General features: G+C 60.4%; 18 protein-coding genes. 7 read left to right on the top strand and 11 right to left on the bottom strand.

Annotation, left to right across the window (positions count from 1 at the left end; genetic code table 11):
• Nucleotides 1–4 precede the first annotated feature (4 nt).
• From A9404_RS06300 to A9404_RS06275, 6 genes are all read right to left on the bottom strand, one after another.
• Nucleotides 5–250 carry a carboxysome peptide B gene (locus A9404_RS06300; protein ID WP_066099406.1) on the bottom strand — a complete coding sequence of 82 codons (246 nt, stop codon included), beginning with the start codon at nt 248–250 and terminating at the stop codon, nt 5–7.
• Nucleotides 250–501: a carboxysome peptide A gene (locus A9404_RS06295; RefSeq protein ID WP_066099405.1), complete on the bottom strand. Its 252-nt coding sequence runs from the start codon at nt 499–501 to the stop codon at nt 250–252. Before A9404_RS06295 ends, A9404_RS06300 begins: the two co-directional genes overlap by 1 nt.
• A complete protein-coding gene (locus tag A9404_RS06290; RefSeq protein WP_066099404.1) occupies nt 498–2078 on the bottom strand; it encodes a carboxysome shell carbonic anhydrase in 1581 nt (526 codons plus the stop codon). Before A9404_RS06290 ends, A9404_RS06295 begins: the two co-directional genes overlap by 4 nt.
• 22 nt (nt 2079–2100) lie before the next feature.
• Nucleotides 2101–4749: a CsoS2 family carboxysome shell protein gene (locus tag A9404_RS06285; RefSeq protein WP_156521264.1), complete on the bottom strand. Its 2649-nt coding sequence runs from the start codon at nt 4747–4749 to the stop codon at nt 2101–2103.
• 62 nt (nt 4750–4811) lie between these two features.
• Nucleotides 4812–5144, bottom strand: a complete 333-nt coding sequence (locus tag A9404_RS06280; RefSeq protein WP_066099403.1) for a ribulose bisphosphate carboxylase small subunit — start codon at nt 5142–5144, stop codon at nt 4812–4814.
• A gap of 37 nt (nt 5145–5181) precedes the next feature.
• On the bottom strand, nt 5182–6603 hold the full coding sequence (locus A9404_RS06275) for a form I ribulose bisphosphate carboxylase large subunit (protein WP_066099402.1): 1422 nt from the start codon (nt 6601–6603) through the stop codon (nt 5182–5184).
• 156 nt (nt 6604–6759) lie between these two features.
• Here A9404_RS06275 and A9404_RS06270 point away from each other — a divergent pair, with 156 nt between their 5' ends.
• From A9404_RS06270 to A9404_RS06260, 3 genes are all read left to right on the top strand, one after another.
• Nucleotides 6760–7704, top strand: a complete 945-nt coding sequence (locus A9404_RS06270) for a LysR family transcriptional regulator (RefSeq protein ID WP_066099401.1) — start codon at nt 6760–6762, stop codon at nt 7702–7704.
• A 202-nt stretch (nt 7705–7906) separates the two neighbouring features.
• Nucleotides 7907–9118, top strand: coding sequence for a methyl-accepting chemotaxis protein (locus tag A9404_RS06265; protein ID WP_066099400.1), 1212 nt, complete (start codon nt 7907–7909; stop codon nt 9116–9118).
• Nucleotides 9119–9140: 22 nt separating this feature from the next.
• Nucleotides 9141–10058 (top strand): nitrate- and nitrite sensing domain-containing protein, encoded by a 918-nt coding sequence (locus A9404_RS06260; protein ID WP_066099399.1) that lies wholly within the window; start codon nt 9141–9143, stop codon nt 10056–10058.
• A 4-nt stretch (nt 10059–10062) separates the two neighbouring features.
• Here the strand turns inward: A9404_RS06260 and A9404_RS06255 are convergent, their stop codons facing one another.
• From A9404_RS06255 to A9404_RS06245, 3 genes are read right to left on the bottom strand one after another with little or no spacing between them, the layout of a single operon-like run.
• On the bottom strand, nt 10063–10398 hold the full coding sequence (locus tag A9404_RS06255) for a zinc ribbon domain-containing protein YjdM (protein ID WP_066099398.1): 336 nt from the start codon (nt 10396–10398) through the stop codon (nt 10063–10065).
• 47 nt (nt 10399–10445) lie between these two features.
• The gene (locus A9404_RS06250; protein WP_231880960.1) at nt 10446–12731 is read right to left on the bottom strand and encodes a nitric oxide reductase activation protein NorD; all 2286 of its coding nucleotides are present in this window, start codon (nt 12729–12731) and stop codon (nt 10446–10448) included.
• A 33-nt stretch (nt 12732–12764) separates the two neighbouring features.
• Nucleotides 12765–13568 carry a CbbQ/NirQ/NorQ/GpvN family protein gene (locus A9404_RS06245; protein WP_066099397.1) on the bottom strand — a complete coding sequence of 268 codons (804 nt, stop codon included), beginning with the start codon at nt 13566–13568 and terminating at the stop codon, nt 12765–12767.
• A gap of 47 nt (nt 13569–13615) precedes the next feature.
• Here A9404_RS06245 and A9404_RS06240 point away from each other — a divergent pair, with 47 nt between their 5' ends.
• Nucleotides 13616–13825, top strand: a complete 210-nt coding sequence (locus A9404_RS06240; RefSeq protein ID WP_066099396.1) for a hypothetical protein — start codon at nt 13616–13618, stop codon at nt 13823–13825.
• Here the strand turns inward: A9404_RS06240 and A9404_RS06235 are convergent.
• On the bottom strand, nt 13816–15195 hold the full coding sequence (locus tag A9404_RS06235) for a ribulose-bisphosphate carboxylase (protein ID WP_066099395.1): 1380 nt from the start codon (nt 15193–15195) through the stop codon (nt 13816–13818). The genes A9404_RS06240 and A9404_RS06235 overlap by 10 nt on opposite strands.
• A 128-nt stretch (nt 15196–15323) precedes the next feature.
• Here A9404_RS06235 and A9404_RS06230 point away from each other — a divergent pair, with 128 nt between their 5' ends.
• Entirely contained in the window at nt 15324–16238 is a 915-nt protein-coding gene (locus tag A9404_RS06230) for a LysR family transcriptional regulator (RefSeq protein WP_066099394.1), read from the top strand.
• Between the two features lie 43 nt (nt 16239–16281).
• Here A9404_RS06230 and A9404_RS06225 read toward each other — a convergent pair whose 3' ends face one another.
• Nucleotides 16282–16650, bottom strand: coding sequence for a DUF423 domain-containing protein (locus tag A9404_RS06225; protein WP_066099393.1), 369 nt, complete (start codon nt 16648–16650; stop codon nt 16282–16284).
• A 361-nt stretch (nt 16651–17011) separates the two neighbouring features.
• Between A9404_RS06225 and A9404_RS06220 the strand changes: the two genes are divergently transcribed.
• Nucleotides 17012–17404, top strand: a complete 393-nt coding sequence (locus A9404_RS06220) for a YkgJ family cysteine cluster protein (protein WP_082922787.1) — start codon at nt 17012–17014, stop codon at nt 17402–17404.
• 450 nt (nt 17405–17854) lie between these two features.
• The gene (locus tag A9404_RS06215; protein ID WP_066099391.1) at nt 17855–19765 is read left to right on the top strand and encodes a methyl-accepting chemotaxis protein; all 1911 of its coding nucleotides are present in this window, start codon (nt 17855–17857) and stop codon (nt 19763–19765) included.
• Nucleotides 19766–19770 lie beyond the last annotated feature (5 nt).

The raw sequence follows: 19770 nt of genomic DNA, 5'->3' as shown, positions 1-19770 counted from the left end.
TTGGTTACGCTTCCCAGTGATCGATGATTCCACCGATCGTCATATCCGTGAGAATGTCGAAATCACCCACGCCATACCGTGCAGCAGAGCCGCTAATGGTAAACACCCAACTACCCTCGGGAACGCCGATGGGATCGCAGGCCACACTCAGTTTCCCTGATGCATCCTCCAGCACGCGCAGGGAGATGTGCTTCAGCCCCTCGATGCGACGTGTGGCGATGAGATCAGAGCGAACCCGCATGATTTCCATCAGTCGGGATTCCACTGATCGATAATCCCAATGATCGTCAGATCAGAGGGGTACGATTTGCTACCGGCCGCCTCACGTGCAGCCGATGACCCGACGCACAGTACCCAGTCGCCGGGTACGCAGCCGATTGCATCGACCGCCACCTGACGGGCGCCACCAACCTTTTCCCAGACCACGAGCAGCGGCTTGTGACCCATGTCGGCGATCCGGTTGGTCGATACCAACGTTTTTTCGACTTGCATGATCTTCATGCTGGTGCAACCTCTTCAATTGGGCTGCCAATTTCGCGATCCTGGACACTCAAGCGAAATTGCAACATGCCCGCATCATTAAGTTCGGGGAAGCGGGCGGCGATGGCACGATGTACACGTCGCGCCCGTTCAACCATCCGGTCTCTCGCGCCGGGAACGCCGCTGTCGTAGCGGTAGTGAACGGCGATGGGAATCGGCAGACCCCGTGCCACGTTCAGTTTCTTGAAGATCTTGATGCCGACATCGATGTCTGCCGTGTTCTCTTCGACCGTCTGCAGATGCGCGTAGTAGGCGAGGTTACGGATCTGAACCTCGTCGAAACCATCGCCGGCGCTGATGAAGCGTTCCGCGTGCCCGATGTCGTCTTGCGGATAGCGGCCACCGGCGCGTTGAACGACATAATCGATCTGCGACAGGTTGTTGATCAGCAGATGGGCGATGAAACGACGCATGCCTTCGTGCGGTGCTCCGTGCCCCTTCGCCCAGCCTTCGCTGGCACTGGCGGCGAGGATTGCCTCGTGCACGGCCATCCGCGCTGCGTCAGGCGTCATGTTCAGCGTATTCGCGTAGAGGTCAGCGTTATCGACATAACGATGGGGGTTCAGGAAACCGTCCCCGTCGGGGATATGCACGCGAATTGCGTCGGTATCCGTATCTACGCCAATCAGCAGGATTTCCAGGCTGGCACCGCAGCAGAAGGCATTTTCGACAGCCTGACGCAACTGCATCAGCCGCGCGAGCCCGGCTTCCAGCGCCGCGCGATCGTTGCTGCCGTGCGCAGCGCAGCCGGCATGCGTCGGATCGGAGGTACTGAAGTGGTACACGGCGATCTTGAGATAGTGCGTCGGCGAGTCGGCATAGTTGGGCACGCCTTCGCGGAAACGACGCAATTCCGTCGACTGCCATTGCTGAAGATCGGTCTCGACATCAAACAGGGCGCCGGCATAGGCCTTGCGATAGGTGAAGGCCGAGAGCGGCAGCCGCAGGATATACGGCAGCAGACCCTTCAGACGACCGTCCGCACAGGGGCTGATATCGACGGCATGGAAGCCGCAATCGAGCAGCATGCCGATGGCGGAGGCAGCATCGTCCTGCTCGGACTTAAGCCGACGGCTGAACTGCTCCGTGGCCGCGGTCAGTGCCTTGGCCGTGGCATAACCGAAAATGCCCTTCAGGTTATGTCCATTGATCCAGTTGTCGGCCAGCAGGTGCTCGGGCAGGGTGTGTCCGAGGGAGGACTGGGCCAGTTCCTGAACGCGGGTGACGTACTCCACGCCCAGGGGGATCCCCGCGACAGCGCGGAGGAAGGGTACGATGCGATCGAAGCGGTTCTTGACCGTATCTTCGCAACGTCCCAGTTGTTCGTTGGCAGCGACATCCGTCAACGGATGCTGACAGCCACGATCCGGCAGCGTTCTGCAGGCCGGGTGGCGGTCATAGGCCGGGTTGGGCTGGACCGTTTCGGCCAAGTCCAGGCGCGGCTGCGTTTTCGAACCAAGGCCCACCGGCGCGCGATTTTTCGCACTGGTGCCCCCGAGTCGGGAACGCTGCATCTGACGTGAATTTCTGGTGTTCATCGCTTACGAGTCCACTGCCTAATTAACCGCGCGCCCCACCGGAATAGGTGATCAGGCTGCCACTGGTGTCGTTGCCACTGCTGCCCGTGATCCGAGATCCGGGTGCTTCGGGACGAGCCACGTCGCGGTTGTTGCGTGCATTGACCACGGCGCCGCGTGCATTGCCACGCATCGACGGGTTACGTGCACTGGCCCACTGGCCGGCGGTTCCGGTGATGTGGTCGTTGACGGACCAGTCATCGCCGGTAATGCGGCAACGATCCTTGCCTTCGCCGGTCACACGCTCGGTACCTGCCGATCGCGGGGCACAAGCCAGTCCTTCAGCGACCGGAGCCGGCTCCTGAGCCGGTTCGGCAACCACAGGTGTCGGTGCCATTTCGATCGGAGCAGGTGCCGGGCGTTGCGCCATGGCCATGGCCATTGGCTGGGCAAAACCGCGTGCCTGGTTGTCGCCATGCCGGAATTCCGGTGTGCCGGTGATCAGACCATTGGCCAGCATGCCGGGGCCGGTGATGCGACGGGAGTGATCCATCGCACTGCCGGTGATGCGGCGCTGGGCGGCCCGGGCCGGGGTCGTGATGCTGAAGTCAACCGGTGCTTCCTCGACCGGAGCCGGGTTGGCAAGCTCGGGGTTCGCAAACCGCACATAGCGATTGCTGACCTGTCGTGCTGCGCCCATGGCGCCGTTCATGGCAGAAGGCTGGATACAGCCCGTCTGCTGCGCGCCCTGGTAGGGCGTGCCGCTGATCGGCCGGTGGGCACCGAATTCGTTGCCGGTGACAATGTCGCTGGCATCGACGGAGGTGCCGCTGACGACTTGCCCATGGCAGGTCATCGACTGCTCGACCTTTTGCGGTTGAGGTTCAGGGGTGCTCGTACAGAATGGTTCGAAGTGCTCGACACCATAGTACTCATCTCCGGTGACGGGCATGCACCCGCCGCGCTCGTCACCGGACATCTTTGGGCCATGATCCAGTTGCTGACCCGTGACGGCATTGCCGGTCAGGGTGCGCATGCTGCGAACCTTGTCGACACCGCCGCCGCACAGGCTGCTCTTGCCGTACTGGGAGCCCGTGACGCGGTTGCATGAGCCGGGCTCGTTGCCGGTGACCTTCTCGGTCCGGTCAACGAGGTTGCCCGTGATCTGCTGACCGCGGTCGGAACGGTCCAGGCCAACCTTGACCGGGCCGCGTTCCGGCTTGGTGCCGCAGTAGGACTGGAACTGTTCGTTGCTCAGGTATTCCGTACCGGAAATCTGACGGCAGGAGCCACGCTCGTCGCCCGTGACCTTGACGGAACGGCCAACTTCGGTACCCGTGACGTCGTTACCCGCGAAGGTATGGGTCGTCGGCACCTTGGCCGGTGCGCCGTTGATGGTCAGCCGTGCAACGCCTTCGTCGGCGTACTGGGAGCCGGTGATCGTTCGGCCTGAACCGGATTCGTTGCCGGTGACGCCGGACGGGCGGAACTCGTCGCTGCCCGTGATCATCTGGTGTGTCCGTGCCGTGGCGCCGATCATGACCTTTTCGGCGTTCATCGGACGCGCTGCGGTGCCGCACAGGCTCAGGTGTGCCTCGTTGCTGAGGTATTCGGTGCCCGTGACGTTACGGCAGGTGCCCGCCTCGCCGCCAGTCAGTTTTTCGGTGCGGGCAACCTCGGTGCCGCTGACCTTGTGGCCGCGTGCGGTGGAAGTGACCTGTACCTTGACTGGATTGGCTTCCGGCTTGGTCTTGCAGAATGACTGGAACTGCTCGGAACCGACATATTCGGTGCCCGTGACTGCCCGGCAACTGCCCGGCTCATTACCGGTCACACGGTCTTTACGTTCGACCTGTGTCCCTGTTACGAGACCGCCAGAGAGTGTGTGACCGGTTTCAACCTTTTTTGGGGCGATGGTCTCTGTCTCAGCTTGGCCGTTCTTCTTCACGCGGCCGGTCGGGCGGCAGGAAGGCGAGGTGCCGCGGCCGTAATGGCACAGCATTTCGCGATGACGCTTGGCAGCTTCACGACCATGCAGGGCTGTGTCGAGGTAGCCGTCGATCTGGTAACCATTGCGGCCGGGGCCGCCCTGGGAGGTCGGCTTGGGCGGTACCGCCCGCTGGCCGCGATCGGCGAGTGCCTGACGACGTGCGCGGCAGATGTCGCGAACGGTTTTGCCCTGGGCGCCAAAGCGCTCCGGGGTGCTTTCTGCGATATCGCAAACCGTGTTCACTTCCTGAGTGATGAACGGTGAGTCATCGACGGATTGCTGTGCTCCGGCATTTTCGATCATTGATGCAGCACTGCTGACAGCCGGCTTGCTCGGACGAACACGACCGGACGGTGCACTGTTTCCGCCTTGGGCGCTGCGACCCTGGGTGGCCAGAGCCTGGCGACGAGCGCGGCACAGGTTGCGAACCCGATTGCTCTCGGTGCCGAAATCGGCCGTGTCCACCGTTGCGCAGAGCTCGTCGGCGATGTTGCTTGCCTGGGTCGGCTCGCTGCTATAGGCCACAGGCTTGGGCTGGTTGATCGAAGATGCCGCCTGAGATTGAGCGCGTGTTCTTGTTGGGGCCGTTTTTGCTACGGCTGTCTTTCCTTGCTTGGACAGCGCTGCGCGGCGTGCGCGGGCGAGTTCCTTGCCAGAAAGTCCGCTCAGGTCGGCTGGATTGATTCCTGACTGTGAAGGCATGTTTTCTACCTCTGTCTTGATGATTTGCTGTGCGCAGGACGCGCACAGCGATGACGAACTAATTAGCTGCCGCGGTAAACCACGAAGGCGAGGCCTTGGCTCTGCGCATAGTTGTCATATGCCACCAGTTTGATCTGGTGAGTCGGATAGGCCCGACGGCATGCTTCGAGCTCGGCGAGGACGTTGTCCACGCTTTGTTCGCCGAAGAACGGAAGCTTCCACATGTACCAGTAGTGGTTCATGGTGTTTTCCGGCTCGACGTGCTCGATCCCAGGGTTCCAGCCTTGGGCAATCGCATACTTGATCTGAGCGCGGATCTGCTCCGAGCTCATGGGCGGAAGATAGGAGAAGGTCTCGTATTTGAGACTTTGTTTGTAATCCTGCATTTCAGCCATGGTTGTTCACCTTTTCAAAGTTGTCTGACAGGAGGGATCAACGGTTCTGCGTGTCGAGCTTGTCGACCGTATCGAACTCGAACTTGATCTCTTTCCAGGTTTCCATGGCGATCTTCAGCTCGGGGCTGTTAGCCGCCGCGGCTGTGAGGATCTCCTTGCCTTCACGCTCCAGGTCGCGACCTTCGTTACGTGCCTGTACGCAAGCTTCGAGCGCCACGCGGTTTGCAGCTGCACCAGCAGCGTTGCCCCACGGGTGACCCAGCGTACCGCCACCGAACTGGAGAACGGAGTCGTCGCCGAAGATGGTGACCAGCGCCGGCATGTGCCATACGTGGATACCACCGGAAGCCACGGCGAATACGCCCGGCATGGAACCCCAATCCTGGTCGAAGAAGATACCGCGTGAACGGTCTTCCGGAATGAAGGATTCGCGCAGCAGGTCGATCCAGCCGAGGGTGGAAGCGCGGTCGCCTTCCAGCTTACCTACGACGGTACCGGTGTGCAGGTGGTCACCACCGGACAGACGCAGAATCTTGGTCAGTACGCGGAAGTGGATACCATGGTTCGGGTTGCGGTCGATTACCGCGTGCATCGCACGGTGGATGTGCAGCAGAACGCCGTTATCCTGACACCACTTGGCCAGACCGGTGTTCGCGGTGAAGCCGCCGGTGATGTAGTCGTGCATGATGATCGGCGCGCCGATTTCTTTGGCGAATTCCGCACGCTTGTACATTTCTTCCGGAGTCGGCGCAGTAACGTTCAGGTAGTGACCCTTACGCTCGCCAGTCTGAGCTTCGGCAGTTTCGGTGGCTTCCTGTACGAACAGGAAGCGATCACGCCAGCGCATGAACGGCTGGGAGTTGATGTTCTCGTCGTCCTTCGTGAAGTCCAGACCGCCACGCAGACATTCGTAAACGGCGCGGCCGTAGTTCTTGGCAGACAGGCCCAGCTTGGGCTTGATGGTACAGCCGAGCAGCGGACGGCCATACTTGTTCATCTTGTCACGCTCAACCTGGATACCGTGCGGCGGGCCGCCACAGGTCTTGACGTAGGCCAGCGGGAAGCGAACGTCTTCGAGGCGCAGGCCACGTACGGCCTTGAAGCCGAATACGTTACCAACCAGGGAGGTGAATACGTTGACGACCGAACCTTCTTCGAACAGGTCGATCGGGTAGGCGATGAACGCGTAAAAGGCGCTATCATCACCCGGCACATCTTCGATGCGATAGGCACGGCCTTTGTAGTAGTCCATGTCGGTCAACAGGTCGGTCCACACAGTGGTCCAGGTACCAGTTGATGATTCTGCTGCCACCGCGGCTGCGGCTTCTTCACGGTCAACACCGGGTTGCGGGGTGATCTTGAAGCAGGCGAGGAGATCGGAATCCAGCGGTGTGTATTCCGGCATCCAGTAGGTTTGCCGGTATTCTTTGACACCAGCACTATACTTTTTAACTGCCATGAGTTCCTCCTAAAAAGGATGGGGGATTCGCGCAACGCCCCTGTGGCTTGTCGCGTGCCGGAATAGTGCCTGCTGCCAATTATCAATACCAGTCGATATTTTCTATCCATTGCATAGAATATGATCTATGTTCATCGATGATTTCAGGATCGGCTAATGCGTCACTACACCACTTTCAGGCAGTTGGAGATTTTCGAGGCGATTGCGCGGCTTGGCAGCTTCACCCGCGCCTCCGAGGAGTTGTTTCTGACGCAACCCACGGTGTCCATGCAAATGAAGAAGTTATCGGACATGGTGGGCGTGCCGTTGATCGAGCAAGTCGGCAAGAAAATCCACCTGACGCCCGACGGTCAGGAGCTGGCGCAGGCGACCCGGGACATTTTCGGCATCATGGACCGTTATATCATGTCCGTTGCGGAGCGTCAGGGTCTGAAGAAAGGGGAGCTTCGGCTGATGGCCATTACCACGGCTTCCTATTTTGCCCCGCGCCTGCTCGGCGAATTCGCCAAGCTGTACCCGGGCATCGACGTGAGTCTTCGCGTGACCAACAAGGAGCAGGTGCTCGCCAGCATTGCGAACAATCTCGACGATCTGTATCTGCTTGGTCAGCCGCCGGAAGACATGGACGTGGTTTCGACCCCCATCATGGACAACCCGATCGTCGTACTGGCGCCGCCCGATCACCCTTTGGCCAATGAAAAGGACATCAGCTTGGCGCGCGTGGCCCAGGAACCCTGGTTGATGCGCGAAAAGGGCTCGGGCACCCGGATTGCCATCGAACGCTGTTTTGCCCGAGAAAACATCGACATGCGGCCTCGGCTCGAGTTGGGTAGTAACGAAGCGATCAAGCAGGCCATTCTGACCGGTCTGGGTATTTCGGCCCTGTCCCGGCACACCCTTGCCCTCAACCATCCGGGGCAGTTCGCCGTGCTGGATGTACAGGGTTTTCCCATCATTCGCCACTGGTATGCGATCTATCCGGCGGGTCGTCAGCTTTCCGTGGCGACCCGCGCCTTTCTCGATTACCTCCTGCACCGTGAGCAGGAGGTGCCATTTCCTGGGGAGCGGACGGATGTCCCCATGATTCTCTCCGCACCATAACGGTTGCTTTTCCCTGTCAATTTCTCGTGGTCTCCTGTGGGCGCCTTCCCGTGGTGCGCCCCCTTGTGCATTCGCTCTAATGTGGGGCGCTGTCATGGGGCATAGGGCGTTCTATGACCGTCCTTGGGGCAAATCACGGGTGGATCGGAAATTGCTAATTCATTCGATGAAAGCAGAACGATTACCGTATGAGGAGCCGTATATGACCGATGTCCCGCCCATCCGGGCTTCGCTGTTCTTGAGACGATTGCCCGATCGTCTGCAGCTGGCGCTCATCTGGGGCTTGATTCTTGTTCCCCTCGTGGATCTGGTCGTCATGGTGGAATCCGGGGCTCATCCCGGTGGCGTTGGCATGGGGCTGCTGGTATCCCTCGTGCTGTTCGGTTTTTATCTGGCCGCCAGTTGGGTGCGTGCCAGTCGGCGTGCCATGACGATGGTGACCCAGGCCATGCAGGCCGTGGTTCAAGGGCATTATGACACCCGATTGCCGGTGACGGGGCAGGACGGTCGATGGGCGCTGGCCGTGGCGTTCAATGACATGGTGCGCAGCGTGGAGCGGCGTATGACGCAAACCTCAGGCGTGCTGGACGAGGTGGCTCATGCGGTGGGTGAACTTCAGGCCAGTGCCAAGCGTGTGGATGATGCAGCGGCCCATCAGCGAGATGCCGCGACTTCCACGGCAGCGGCCATGGAAGAAATGACGGTCAGCCTGGGCGAGGTGGCAGAGCAGACCCAGGATACGGAGCGTCGTGCGGCCGACGCCAGCGATTTGGCCAAATCGGGCAGCAAGACCCTGAATGACACGACCCGCGGGCTGGTTGGTCTTGCAGGCACGATCAAGATCATGTCTCAGGACATGCAGCAACTGAAGGAACGGTCCAGCGAGATCAGCGCCGTTTCTCAGCTTATTCGCAGCATTGCCGAGCAAACCAATCTCCTGGCGCTCAATGCCGCCATCGAGGCCGCCCGCGCCGGGGAACATGGGCGCGGTTTTGCGGTCGTGGCTGACGAAGTGCGTAGTTTGGCCCTGCGCTCGCACAGCTCGGCGGAGACCATCTCCCGGATCATCGACGCCATTCAGGATGACATTCATCATGCGGTGGATCGCATGGGTGCCGCCAGCACGGAAGCCGATGCCAACGTCACGCACGTTAACGAGGTGGTTACATCGCTCGAGAATATCCATAAGCGCGTGCATGCCGCCCTGGACAGCGTGGAGCAGATTGGTCTGAATACGCGCCAGCAGCGTGAGGTCAGCGCGGAGATCGCCCGTCATGTCGAGGAAATTTCGGGTAATGCCTGGGAAAACAGCGCGGCGGCCCATGAGACATCGGAAGTTGCGGACTATCTGGATCAGTTGGCGCGCCGGCTGCGTCTGGCACAAACGGGCATGACCGAAACCGGATCGGCCTGAGCAACCCCGAGGAGTATCACCCATGACTTTTTTTCAAATGTTTCTTGCCGCAAGTCTTGCACTGATTGGCCTGCTGCTGGGTCTGGCGATCCTGCGCGCCTGGCGGGTGGAGTCGCCGAGTCGTCGGAGTCAGCGTGGCATCGCCCTGAATACGGGTTTGCGCAAGTTGGTGCAGGATATCCAGTTGCACCGGGGCATGGCCAGCATCGTCCTCAATGGCGATGTGTCGTTCACGCCGCGTCTGAAAGTTAAGCAGAGCGAAATCACCCATGAACTGCGGGGCCTCACGGACCGTCTGGCTGAGAATCGCGATCTGGTGGTCGGCGAGCCCTGGTCCGTGATTCAGAGCGGTTGGGCGCAGCTACAGTCCCAAGTGTTGCAGATGAGCGTGCCCGAAAGTTTCGAGGCGCACAGTGCGCTCGTGTTGCGCGTGGTGCATCTGATGGCGGACGTGGCGGAACGGAGCCATTCCGATCTCGGTACCCCGGTCGCGCGTCCCCTGAGCGAGATGTTGTGGCGCCGCCTGCCGGAGCTGGCCGAGGATCTGGGCAAGGCCCGGGCGATTGGTTCGGGAATCGCGGCAGCGCGAAAGGTCGCCGGCGTCGACCGGATCCGTTTGCATTTCCTGGTGAATCGTATCCGGGCTGGGCTGGAGATCATGCATCGTGCTGTCCAGCAGGATCAGGCTAAGCAGCTGGGGGTTGAGGCCCATCAGTTGATTCATCGCGTTGATGCAGCCGTACAGCGTTTGTTGGAGATGATTGAGCACGATTTGATTGCGGTCAATAAGCCGGAATTGGCGGCGGCGACCTATTTCAGTGCGGCGACGGATGCGCTGGAGGTCGTTTATCATCTGTATGACAGCGCCTCGGAGGGCCTTGCCCACCCAAAAGGCCAACGTGAAGTCCCGTCGGGGTTCGGCGCCGCCCAGACGGCGTAGCGCGTCAGGCCTTCTTCACGAAGCAGGCCTTGAGCATCATGGGGCCGGCTTCCGTCTTGCAGTCGAGCTCGTGATCGCCGTCGACGATCCGGATGTTCTTGATCTTGCTGCCAACCTTCAGGGTGATCGACGAGCCCTTGACCTTCAGATCCTTGATCAGCGTGACCGTGTCGCCATCCGTCAACGCCGTGCCGTTGGCATCTTTAACCACCCGTTCGGTCTCTGCCGAATCCGCTTCTGCCTGTGCCGGCCACTCGTAACCGCAATCCGCGCAGATGAACAGGTCGCCGTCGGGGTAGGTGTTGGGTTGGCCACATTGGGGGCAGGGTGGAATCGTCATGGATGGGCTCCTTGAATGGTGATGAGTGCCGATGATCGGAAGATCGGTTAGCGGGTGAGGGACAGGAAGAGCTCCGGCAGCCGTTCCGGCAGTCGCTCGATACGATCGATGATGGTGTACTGCTGGCCGAAAATGTCGCGGACGTAGTCATCATCCCCGGCTTTCAGGCTGGCGTCCAGGCTGATGCAATAGGGGAATATGCCTTCCTGATCAAGCGCTTTCACGGCCTGGCGCGCGTCTTCGATCAGCAGGCGTTCGTCTGCGACGTCCACATCGGAGGGTTTGCCGTCGGTGAGGATGAGCATGAGTTTCTTGTCGGCCTTCTGAGCGCCGAGGTAGTGGGCGGCATGGCGCAACGCAGCGCCCATCCGGGTGGAGTAGCCTGCCGACATCCTGGCCACCCGTGCTTTCACCATATCCTGCCAGGGTTCGCCATACCCCTTGATGTGCAGATAGCGGACTTCGTGCCGGGTGTTCGAATGGAAACCGGCGATGGCGAAGGGGTCGCCGAGCTTGTCGATGGCCCAGGCCAGCAGGGACACGGCCTCCTGGCTGAGTTCGAGGATGGTCTGTTCGCTGCCTGCCGCCTTCTCGTTGAGCGATTCCGAGAGATCGAGCAGCAGCATGACGGCGATGCTCCGCCCGTTGGTGCGGTGATTCATGTTGATGCGCGGATCGGGGGTGGCGCCGCTCTTGTAGTCGATCAGCGAGCGGATGGCGACGTCGAGGTCGAGTTCGCTGCCTTCCTCCTGATAGCGGATGCGGACTTTGTCCTGCGGCTTGAGGATATCGAGCAGTTTCTTGAGTTGCTTTGCGAGGGCGGCATGCTTTTGCAGCAGTCGATCGATATCGGCCGGGTTCCCGCTCGGGTGCAGGGCTTCGTACACGCTCACCCAGTCCGGTCGGTAGCTCTGGCTATGATAGTCCCATTCGGGATAGTGGCGCGGCGGCAAGCCCAGAACCTCCTGCTGCTCGACCTTGCGCGCCTCGTCGAAGGCCTCCTCCTCGTCGCCTGCTTCGATGAATTTCCACAACTGCCGGTTATCGTCGCGGTACTCGACCTCGGTATCGTCGAAGTGCACCTGGGCGAACTGGTCGCTGGGGCGCCGGGTTCTTGCGACGTAGCTCAGAGCCAATCGGGCGCTCGCCTGGGGCGTGATGGTTTCCTCGGCCATGAGTTCGTGGAACCGGGCAACGAATTCATTGAGGTCGGCGTCGCGATAGCCGTGGTCCGGATCCAGAAACGCCCGCGAAAGCATGGCCAGTCGGTGGCGCAGGCAGGAGGTGGTCTCCGGATCGCAGGCGTGTTCCTCGGGCTTCGGATGCAGGGCGAGGAACAGGCGCCGCAGGCCGGGATATTCGCGAATCAACAGCGTGTCGATCCGGCTGTCTTCGAAGAATTCGACCGCCATGCGCTGGAAGGGACTCCAGTTGTCGGCCACCTGGGCTTCCGACCAGCGGCGATGCCCTACGATATGCGCCAGCATGGCGCGATAGCGGTCGATCCCCGGGACACCGTTTCGGTCGTCGCAGACATCGGGCAGGCGGATGCCGAGCACATCGTAATAAGGGATCGGTTTGCGGATCTCGTCAAAGGCGGTGGAATAGGGCACGAGGTGCTCGCTGTCCTGCCACAGGCCGCGCAGGTAGGTATCCAGCTTGCGCTCCACGTCCACGAGCAGTGTGCCGTGGCGTTCGCGTTGCAGCACGGCGCGGCTGTCCGCCGACTGCAGGCTGAAGAAATCCTTCTGCCGTTCGGGATGGTTCTTGTCGTTGCGGATGCCGTAATCCACCCAGTTCTTCAGCCCGCCCAGCGTCAGCAGTCCCAGCAGATGTGCGGACTGATTCAGGAAGTCCGGCAGCCCGGGACTGGGGAAGGTGGTGTGATGACCATGGATCGAGCCCGTGGTACGCGTCATCAGATCCAGCATGATGGCCAGATATTCCCGAAGCAGTTCGGCGGATTGCAGACGACGCGCGACCGGCGCCAGCGCGCGGATGAAGGGATCGATGGCCCGGCCATTGGGCGATTTCTGCATCGTCTGGATGGCGGTCATTACATCGGGCAGCGCGGCCTCGCCCACGGCCGCCGCGGTATCCGGCCATTCTTCCAGGAATGCCAACAACGGCTCCACGCCGCGTCCCAGCTTGCCGATCACGCGCGCAGCCGCAACATAGGCCGTTACACCCTCGGCAGTGAGGCACTTCAGGGCGTCGGCCATGCAGTCCGCGAATACCGCTTCGGCCTGGGGGAAGCGGGTGTCGAGTTGCTGCCAATACGCCGCCAGGGCGGGGTCGGGGTGCTTCGTCTCGGTCATGTGATCATCGGGCATGGGCATCGATCCGCGGGTCGGGTGTGCGGCACGTTACGCAAACGTGGCGTCGATCGCGTGATCCAGCGTTTCGCGAATATCGGCATCGTCGGTGATCGGCCGAACCAGCGCCATGCGGCAAGCATCCCGTGGCGCTACGCCGTCCTGGATCAGGGTGGCCGCATACACCAGCAGACGGGTGGAAATCCCTTCGTCCAGTCCGTGGCCCTTCAGGTTGCGGGCCACGTTGCCGATCTTGACGAGAAGGGCGACGGAGGCGGCTTCCAGACCGCTTTCCTTCGCCACGATCTCTGTTTCCAGCGCGGCTGACGGGTAGTCGAAATCGAAACCGGTGAATCGCTGCTTGGTGGACTGCTTCAGATCCTTCATCAGGGTCTGGTAGCCCGGGTTGTAGGAAATCACCAGCTGGAAATCGGGGTGGGCATGAATCAGCTCGCCTTTCTTGTCGAGCGGCAGGGTGCGCCGATGGTCGGTGAGCGGGTGGATTACCACGGTGGTGTCCTGACGGGCCTCGACGATCTCGTCGAGATAGCAGATGGCACCGATCCGTGCGGCCGTCGTGAGCGGACCGTCCAACCAGCGTGTACCATTCGCGTCGAGCAGGTAACGGCCAACGAGATCCGAGGCGGTCATGTCCTCGTTGCAGGCCACGGTGATCAGCGGCTTGCCCAGTTTCCAGGCCATGTATTCGACGAACCGGGATTTGCCGCAGCCGGTCGGCCCCTTCACCATCACGGGCAGGCGCCGGCGGTAGGCTGCCTCATACAGCGCGACCTCGTTCGTCTGCTGCTGATAAAAAGGCTCCTGCTGGATCCGGTACTGTTCTTTATCGGTCATGGCGTGATTCCCTGTGCATTTGGGTTGGTTGGCCCAGGCGATGGGTCATGAGTGAAGCCGGAGGCGGCAAGCTGGGCGATGCACACATCGTTGGGATGTACATGGCCCAGATGGCCGTCACGAGGACGATTCGAAAAAACGGTTCCCAAAAGGATTTATTGAATGAGAAACCCTCGGCGAACCGAGGGCATTCGGTCTGGACCTCAGGAGGCTTGGCAGGCAATGCCCCCTTCGGGTTTTTGGCCGATTACTTGTGAACGCCCAGCTTCTCGCGCCAGCCCGGGAACAGCTTGTCGGCGTCGCCCGGGAAGGATTCGAACGCGCGGGCGAATTCCTTGTGCTCCTTGGCGTATTCGATCGGATCGGCACCGGCCTTCCAGCACTCGTAGGCCTGACGCAGGGACAGCGCACCCGCTGCCGGAGAGTCGATGTGGCCGTAGGAGCCGCCGCCGGCGGTGTTGATCACGTTGCCGTGGCCCAGGTTTTCGAAGAAGCCCGGCAGACGCAGGGCGTTCATGCCGCCGGAGATGATCGGGGTGGTCGGCTTCATGCCGTACCACTTCTGGAAGTACACCGGACCCTGCGCTTCATCGCGCTCGATCATGTAGGCGATCTGACGGTCGTCGGCGTCGCCTTCCATCTTGCCGTAGCCCATGGTGCCCACGTGGATGCCGGAAGCGCCCTGCAGACGGGACATCTTGGACAGGACGAACGCGCTGTAGCCACGCTTGGCGCTCGGGGAAGTCACGGCACCGTGACCGGCGCGATGGTAGTGCAGGTACTGGCTCGGGTACTGACGACGGGCGGTGGTCACCATGCCCGGGCCGCCCACGTAACCGTCGACCAGGAACGCGACCTTGTCGGCGTCCGGGCCAAAGGTTTCGAGAATGAAGTCCGCACGGGCGCACATTTCGAAATGGTCGTCGGCGGTGATGTTCGCGGAGAACAGCTTGGCCTGACCGGTTTCGTCCTGGGCACGCTTCATGGCGTCGGCGACCAGCGGCATGACTTTCTTCAGCGGTGCGAAGGTCTGGTTGCCCTGCGGTTCGTCGTTCTTGATGAAGTCGCCGCCCAGCCAGAACTGGTAGGCCGCTTCGGCGAACGGTTCCGGACGCAGGCCCAGCTTCGGCTTGATGATGGTGCCGGCCACGTAGCCGCCATCAACGATCGGACGACCGAGGATGCGCCACATGTCGGAAATGTCCTTGGACGGGCCGTCGAACAGCTGCAGCGCGCGCGGCGGGACATAGAAGTCGATCATCTTGGCGTGTTCGATGTCGCCCATGCCCTGGTTGTTGCCGATGGCCAGCGTCAGGAAGGACACGATCATCATGCGACCGTCGGTGATGTTGCGGTCGAACAGCTCGATCGGGTAGGCGATCCGCATGTCTTCGGTGGCTTCGTCGATGTGGTAGACCAGCGCGTCGACACCCTTGGTGAATTCGTCGGTGGTGGACACTTCGACGTTGGTGCCAGTGGAAGACTCGGCCGCGAAGTGGGCGGCAGATTCCAGATAGCCGTAACCGGCTTTCTGCTTCATCTTGTAGGCAACGAGAATGTGCTTGCCACCGGCAATGAGTTCCTCTTCGCTCAGGCTGAGGTCGGCATAACGTGCGGATTGATCCATGGTCGGACTCCTGTAGGTTGGAAACGCTCAGGAGATAGATTCCCCTGAAATGTGTGGGGACTATAAAAGCGCGCTTGTATAATTGATAATCAATAGTAATTACGATTTGTATAAGGTTTGCTTGATATATGCGTCGTCTGACCCTGCGCCAATTGATGGTTTTCGAAGCGGTTGCCCGTCATCTCTCTTTCTCGAAGGCGGCCGAGGAGCTCTACCTCACCCAGCCGGCGGTTTCCATGCAGGTGCGGCAGCTGGAAAAGTTCGTGGGCCTGGATTTGACCGAACAGGTGGGGAAGCGGATTTTTCTGACGGATGCCGGTCGCGTCGTCTTCCACGCCAGCAAGAACATCACCGCGCAGTTGCGGGATCTCGGCGCGGCGTTGTCCCGCATGAAAGGCGTGAGCGAGGGGCAGCTCGATCTCGCGGTGACATCGACCGTCAATGCGGTTGCTACCGGCATACTGGCTCGGTTTCGCGACCAGTATCCGCAGGTTGCCATTCATCTCGACGTGTCCAACCGGGCCGAAGTGCTCGGCTTGCTCACCGCCAACAAGGTCGATCTCGCCGTCATGGGGCAGGTGCCCCGGGAACTGGGCCTGACGGCGACCCGATTCATGGAAAATCCCCTGGTCGTGATCGCGCCGCCCGATCATCCGCTGGCGGGTCGAACGCAGGTGTCCATCGAGGAAATCTCGAGCGAGGCTTTTGTGGTGCGGGAGGAAGGTTCGGGCACCCGAGCCGCCATGGAGCGATTCTTCGCCGCACGCGACATCGAGATCCGTACCAGCATGGAGATGAACAGCAACGAAGCGTTGCGGCTGGCGGTTCAGGCGGGACTGGGACTGGGCGTCATCTCGCTGCAAACCCTGGAACTGGAACTGGCGCTCAAGCGTCTCGTGGTGTTGCCGGTCGAGGGATTCCCCATCATTCGGCACTGGTATGTGGTGCAGCGCGCCGACAAGCGTTTGTCGCCGGTATCCCAGGCATTCAAGGATTATTTGCTGTCCGAGGTGAGCGAGACGCCGATCTTGGCGCAGCCCTAGTGCATTTCGAGCGCAACTCTGGCCGCACCACGGGGCCCCGCCCTCAGCCCTTCCAAGCGCCCCAGGCGAGGCAGAGCCAGCCCGCCAGAAAGGCGACCCCGCCCAACGGCGTGATGGCGCCCAACCACGTCACCCCGGTCAGGCTCAGCAGATAAAGACTGCCGGAAAAGAGGATCGTGCCAATCACAAAAAGGACTCCGCCCGCGGTCATGAATGCGGAGGGCCACTTCGTCAGCGCCCAGGCGACCATGAGCAGTGCGAAGGCGTGATACATCTGGTACCGCACCCCGACCTCGAAGACGGACAGCATCTCCATGCTCATGCGACCTTTCAGACCGTGCGCGGCAAACGCGCCTGCCGCGACGCCGAAGAACGCCGACAACGCACCCAAGACAAAAAACATCCGCTCCATTCGCTACCTGCTCCTGAATGAAAGACCGACAGACGCGGAAAATTATATTTCATTCCCCACCCCGTGCCAGGAAAGCGTACGTGGGCTTCCGTTGCTGATTGATGGATGATCGGGCTATCCGCGAGGGAAATTTCTCCGCGCCGTTTCTGCTCATCGATGACCCGGCATATCCGGCTGATAGGGCATGATTTTTCATTCGCTAGGCGTTGACACCCCGCGCTTCCAGAGCGCCCCAAATACGGCAAACGACACCGCTATTTCTTTTTTTTCAGGCGGGATCTAGAATCCGCACCGCCGTCGGGTTCTCCGCCGTGCATCCCCCAATATCCATCCCCTAAATCCAACAGTAATCGAGGCGATCGTGGGCAGTCCCTGTCAAGGTTGTGGTGCGTGTTGCGCCTATTTCCGCGTGTCTTTCTACTGGGCAGAATCGGTACCGTTTCTCGACGGTCGCGTGCCGCCCGAAATGACCGAACAGATCAACCCGCATCGACTGGCCATGAAAGGTACCCTCGTCGAACCGCTCCGCTGCGTCGCCCTCGATGGCGAGATCGGCGATTGCGTCAGTTGCACCATCTACCCCAATCGCCCGACGCCATGCCGGGAACTGGAACCCTGGGACGAAAACGGCCAGCCGGATGAGAAATGCGGCCGTGCGCGCGCTGCGCATGGGCTGCCGCCCCTCGAACCGATCGAACCTGTTCTGCCGGACGCTCCGGAAACCGAGGATCCGCGTCGTACGGGCACCGGTTAATCTGTTCGCAGGCCTGTTTGGCAATACGCGATAAGCCCGTCGATGTTGGTTAATTACGACGGGTAATTTTCTCTGTGCAGTAAAAAATAGCCGCATGGCCGGAATAGGGTTGCGGAAATCTATCGCCAGAAATTATTGTCAGGAGATTATTTCATTCGATCCGTTTGATTTGTAAATAATAATATTCTAATAAATTAACATATTGTTTTTATTGGCCGCTTTGGCGTGTCAATGGTCAACGGATCGAAAAAAATCTCAAGGGCGCGGCATAATTGCCGACTATATTACTCAGTGCGGTGTCCGGGCCGCGCATTATTAGGCGACGCCCGGGTAGCCGGGTATGGATTCATGCCTTGTTGACGATAGGTGCTGTCCGCAATGCGGCACTCGTTCAATCTGCCGTGACTCATTGCGGCATCAGATTCATGCTGGCGATTAGGAGACGAAGTCATGCTGCGCAATTTTAAGGTGGGTACCCGTATCAGCCTCGGTTCTGGCTTGGTGCTCATACTCGCCCTGGCGGTGATCGTGCCGATCATGTTGACCAAGTTGAATGCCCTGGGCAGCGATGCCGAGCACCGAGAGATGAGCAGGCTCTACGAGAGTCTGCAGGCCGATATTGCGGCAGAGGGCAAGACATCCGAGGTGGTGGCAACCCTGTTGGCCAACATCCCGGATTTGCAGAAGGCGATGGCCGATGGTGATCGCGACCGAATCGGCGCCATGCTGGTGCCCGCCTTCAAGGTGCTGAAGAAGGATTACGGCGCGCGGCAGATGCAGTTTCACACCCCGCCGGCCACGTCGTTTTTCCGCGTACACAAGCCGGAAAAGTTTGGCGATGATCTCTCCTCATTTCGCCATACCGTGGTCGAGGTCAACAAGGACGGCAAGGCCGTACGGGGTCTCGAACGTGGTGTGGCAGGTATCGGTATCCGTGGTGTGGTGCCCGTGACTTATCAGGGCAAACAGATTGGTTCGGTCGAGCTGGGCTCATCCTTCGGTCTCCCATTCCTTGAACAGTTCAAGCGCCGTTACTCAGTCAACGTCGGTCTCTGGCTGCCCGATGGCGACAAGTTCAAGCCATTTGCGAGCACGTTTGGCGAGGAGTCCCTGTTTTCTCCGGATGAAATGCGTCAAGCCCTGGAGGGTAAGGAAGTCATTCGCCAGATCACGTTCCAGGATGTTCCCACCGCGATTTATGCCAATGTGATTCGCGATTATTCCGGTAAGCCGATGGGTGTTCTGGAAATCGCCATGGATCGAAGCCACTACGCCAGCATGATCAGTGCGGCGCGGGATACCGTGCTTGGCATCGCCTTGCTGGCATTGCTGATCGGTGCCTCCGTGGCAGCCTTGATCGGTCGGGGAATCACCAAGCCGATGAAGGAGACGGTCGCCATGCTGCAGGGGATCGCTCAGGGCGAGGGCGACCTGACCCAGCGCCTGACCGTGACCGGTCGTGATGAAGTCGCCGAGCTTTCGGTGAGCTTTAACGAGTTTGTGACCAAGATTCAGGAATTGGTGCGGCGCATCTTCGAATTGACGCGAAGCCTGGATGAAAGCGGCAACCAGATGGGGGAAATCACTGCCGAAACAGGTCGAGATGCCGCCCGACAGGCCTCCGAAACCGAGCAGGTGGCCGCCGCAATTACGGAAATGGCCGCCACCGTGCAGGAAGTTGCCCGCAGCGCGGCCAGTGCAGCGGAATCAGCCGCCAGTGCGGATCGGGAAGCGAAAAACGGCCACGAAGAGGTCAACCGCACCATTCAGGAAATCAAGACCATGGCTGCCGAGGTTCGCGAAGTGGCCGGTGCCATGCAGGTACTTGAGGCCGATAGTAAAAAGATCGGTGCTGTGCTCGACGTGATTCGAGACATCGCCGAGCAAACCAACCTGCTGGCCCTGAATGCCGCCATCGAAGCGGCACGAGCCGGCGAGCACGGACGAGGCTTCTCCGTGGTGGCCGAAGAGGTCCGTACGCTGGCACAGCGCACTGCCAAGTCGACGCAGGAGATCGAGCACATGATCGAACATCTCCAACAGGCCGCCGTGGATACCGCAAGCAAAATGGCAGAAGGGCAGGCCAGAACCGAAGGTTGTGTGAGCCAGGCGCAAAAGGCGGGTGGCGCACTCGACCTGATTGCCGACTCGGTCGGATCGATCACGAACATGACGACCCATATCGCCAGTGCGGCCGACGAACAAAGCTCCGTGGCCGAAGACCTGAACCGTTCAGTCAATCGAATCGCAAAAATCGCCGACGAAACAGCAGATGCCGCGAGCCGCACGGCGCAGTCCAGCGCCGAGGTTCGTTCTTTGGCCGAACAACTGGAATCGCTGGTCAAACGGTTCAAGATTTGATCGCA

It is taken from the genome of Halothiobacillus diazotrophicus, from assembly GCF_001663815.1.
Classification (GTDB): Bacteria; Pseudomonadota; Gammaproteobacteria; order Halothiobacillales; family Halothiobacillaceae; genus Halothiobacillus; species Halothiobacillus diazotrophicus.
Note: the sequence above shows the minus strand (reverse complement) of the source record. Positions and strands in the feature narration are given on the sequence as shown.

What these genes read in the sequence shown, in the direction of transcription:
- A9404_RS06300 (WP_066099406.1), bottom strand. Translation starts at nt 250, where the DNA reads ATGGAAATCATGCGGGTTCGCTCTGATCTCATCGCCACACGTCGCATC.
- A9404_RS06295 (WP_066099405.1), bottom strand. Translation starts at nt 501, where the DNA reads ATGAAGATCATGCAAGTCGAAAAAACGTTGGTATCGACCAACCGGATC.
- A9404_RS06290 (WP_066099404.1), bottom strand. Translation starts at nt 2,078, where the DNA reads ATGAACACCAGAAATTCACGTCAGATGCAGCGTTCCCGACTCGGGGGC.
- A9404_RS06285 (WP_156521264.1), bottom strand. Translation starts at nt 4,749, where the DNA reads ATGCCTTCACAGTCAGGAATCAATCCAGCCGACCTGAGCGGACTTTCT.
- A9404_RS06280 (WP_066099403.1), bottom strand. Translation starts at nt 5,144, where the DNA reads ATGGCTGAAATGCAGGATTACAAACAAAGTCTCAAATACGAGACCTTC.
- A9404_RS06275 (WP_066099402.1), bottom strand. Translation starts at nt 6,603, where the DNA reads ATGGCAGTTAAAAAGTATAGTGCTGGTGTCAAAGAATACCGGCAAACC.
- A9404_RS06270 (WP_066099401.1), top strand. Translation starts at nt 6,760, where the DNA reads ATGCGTCACTACACCACTTTCAGGCAGTTGGAGATTTTCGAGGCGATT.
- A9404_RS06265 (WP_066099400.1), top strand. Translation starts at nt 7,907, where the DNA reads ATGACCGATGTCCCGCCCATCCGGGCTTCGCTGTTCTTGAGACGATTG.
- A9404_RS06260 (WP_066099399.1), top strand. Translation starts at nt 9,141, where the DNA reads ATGACTTTTTTTCAAATGTTTCTTGCCGCAAGTCTTGCACTGATTGGC.
- A9404_RS06255 (WP_066099398.1), bottom strand. Translation starts at nt 10,398, where the DNA reads ATGACGATTCCACCCTGCCCCCAATGTGGCCAACCCAACACCTACCCC.
- A9404_RS06250 (WP_231880960.1), bottom strand. Translation starts at nt 12,731, where the DNA reads ATGCCCGATGATCACATGACCGAGACGAAGCACCCCGACCCCGCCCTG.
- A9404_RS06245 (WP_066099397.1), bottom strand. Translation starts at nt 13,568, where the DNA reads ATGACCGATAAAGAACAGTACCGGATCCAGCAGGAGCCTTTTTATCAG.
- A9404_RS06240 (WP_066099396.1), top strand. Translation starts at nt 13,616, where the DNA reads ATGAGTGAAGCCGGAGGCGGCAAGCTGGGCGATGCACACATCGTTGGG.
- A9404_RS06235 (WP_066099395.1), bottom strand. Translation starts at nt 15,195, where the DNA reads ATGGATCAATCCGCACGTTATGCCGACCTCAGCCTGAGCGAAGAGGAA.
- A9404_RS06230 (WP_066099394.1), top strand. Translation starts at nt 15,324, where the DNA reads ATGCGTCGTCTGACCCTGCGCCAATTGATGGTTTTCGAAGCGGTTGCC.
- A9404_RS06225 (WP_066099393.1), bottom strand. Translation starts at nt 16,650, where the DNA reads ATGGAGCGGATGTTTTTTGTCTTGGGTGCGTTGTCGGCGTTCTTCGGC.
- A9404_RS06215 (WP_066099391.1), top strand. Translation starts at nt 17,855, where the DNA reads ATGCTGCGCAATTTTAAGGTGGGTACCCGTATCAGCCTCGGTTCTGGC.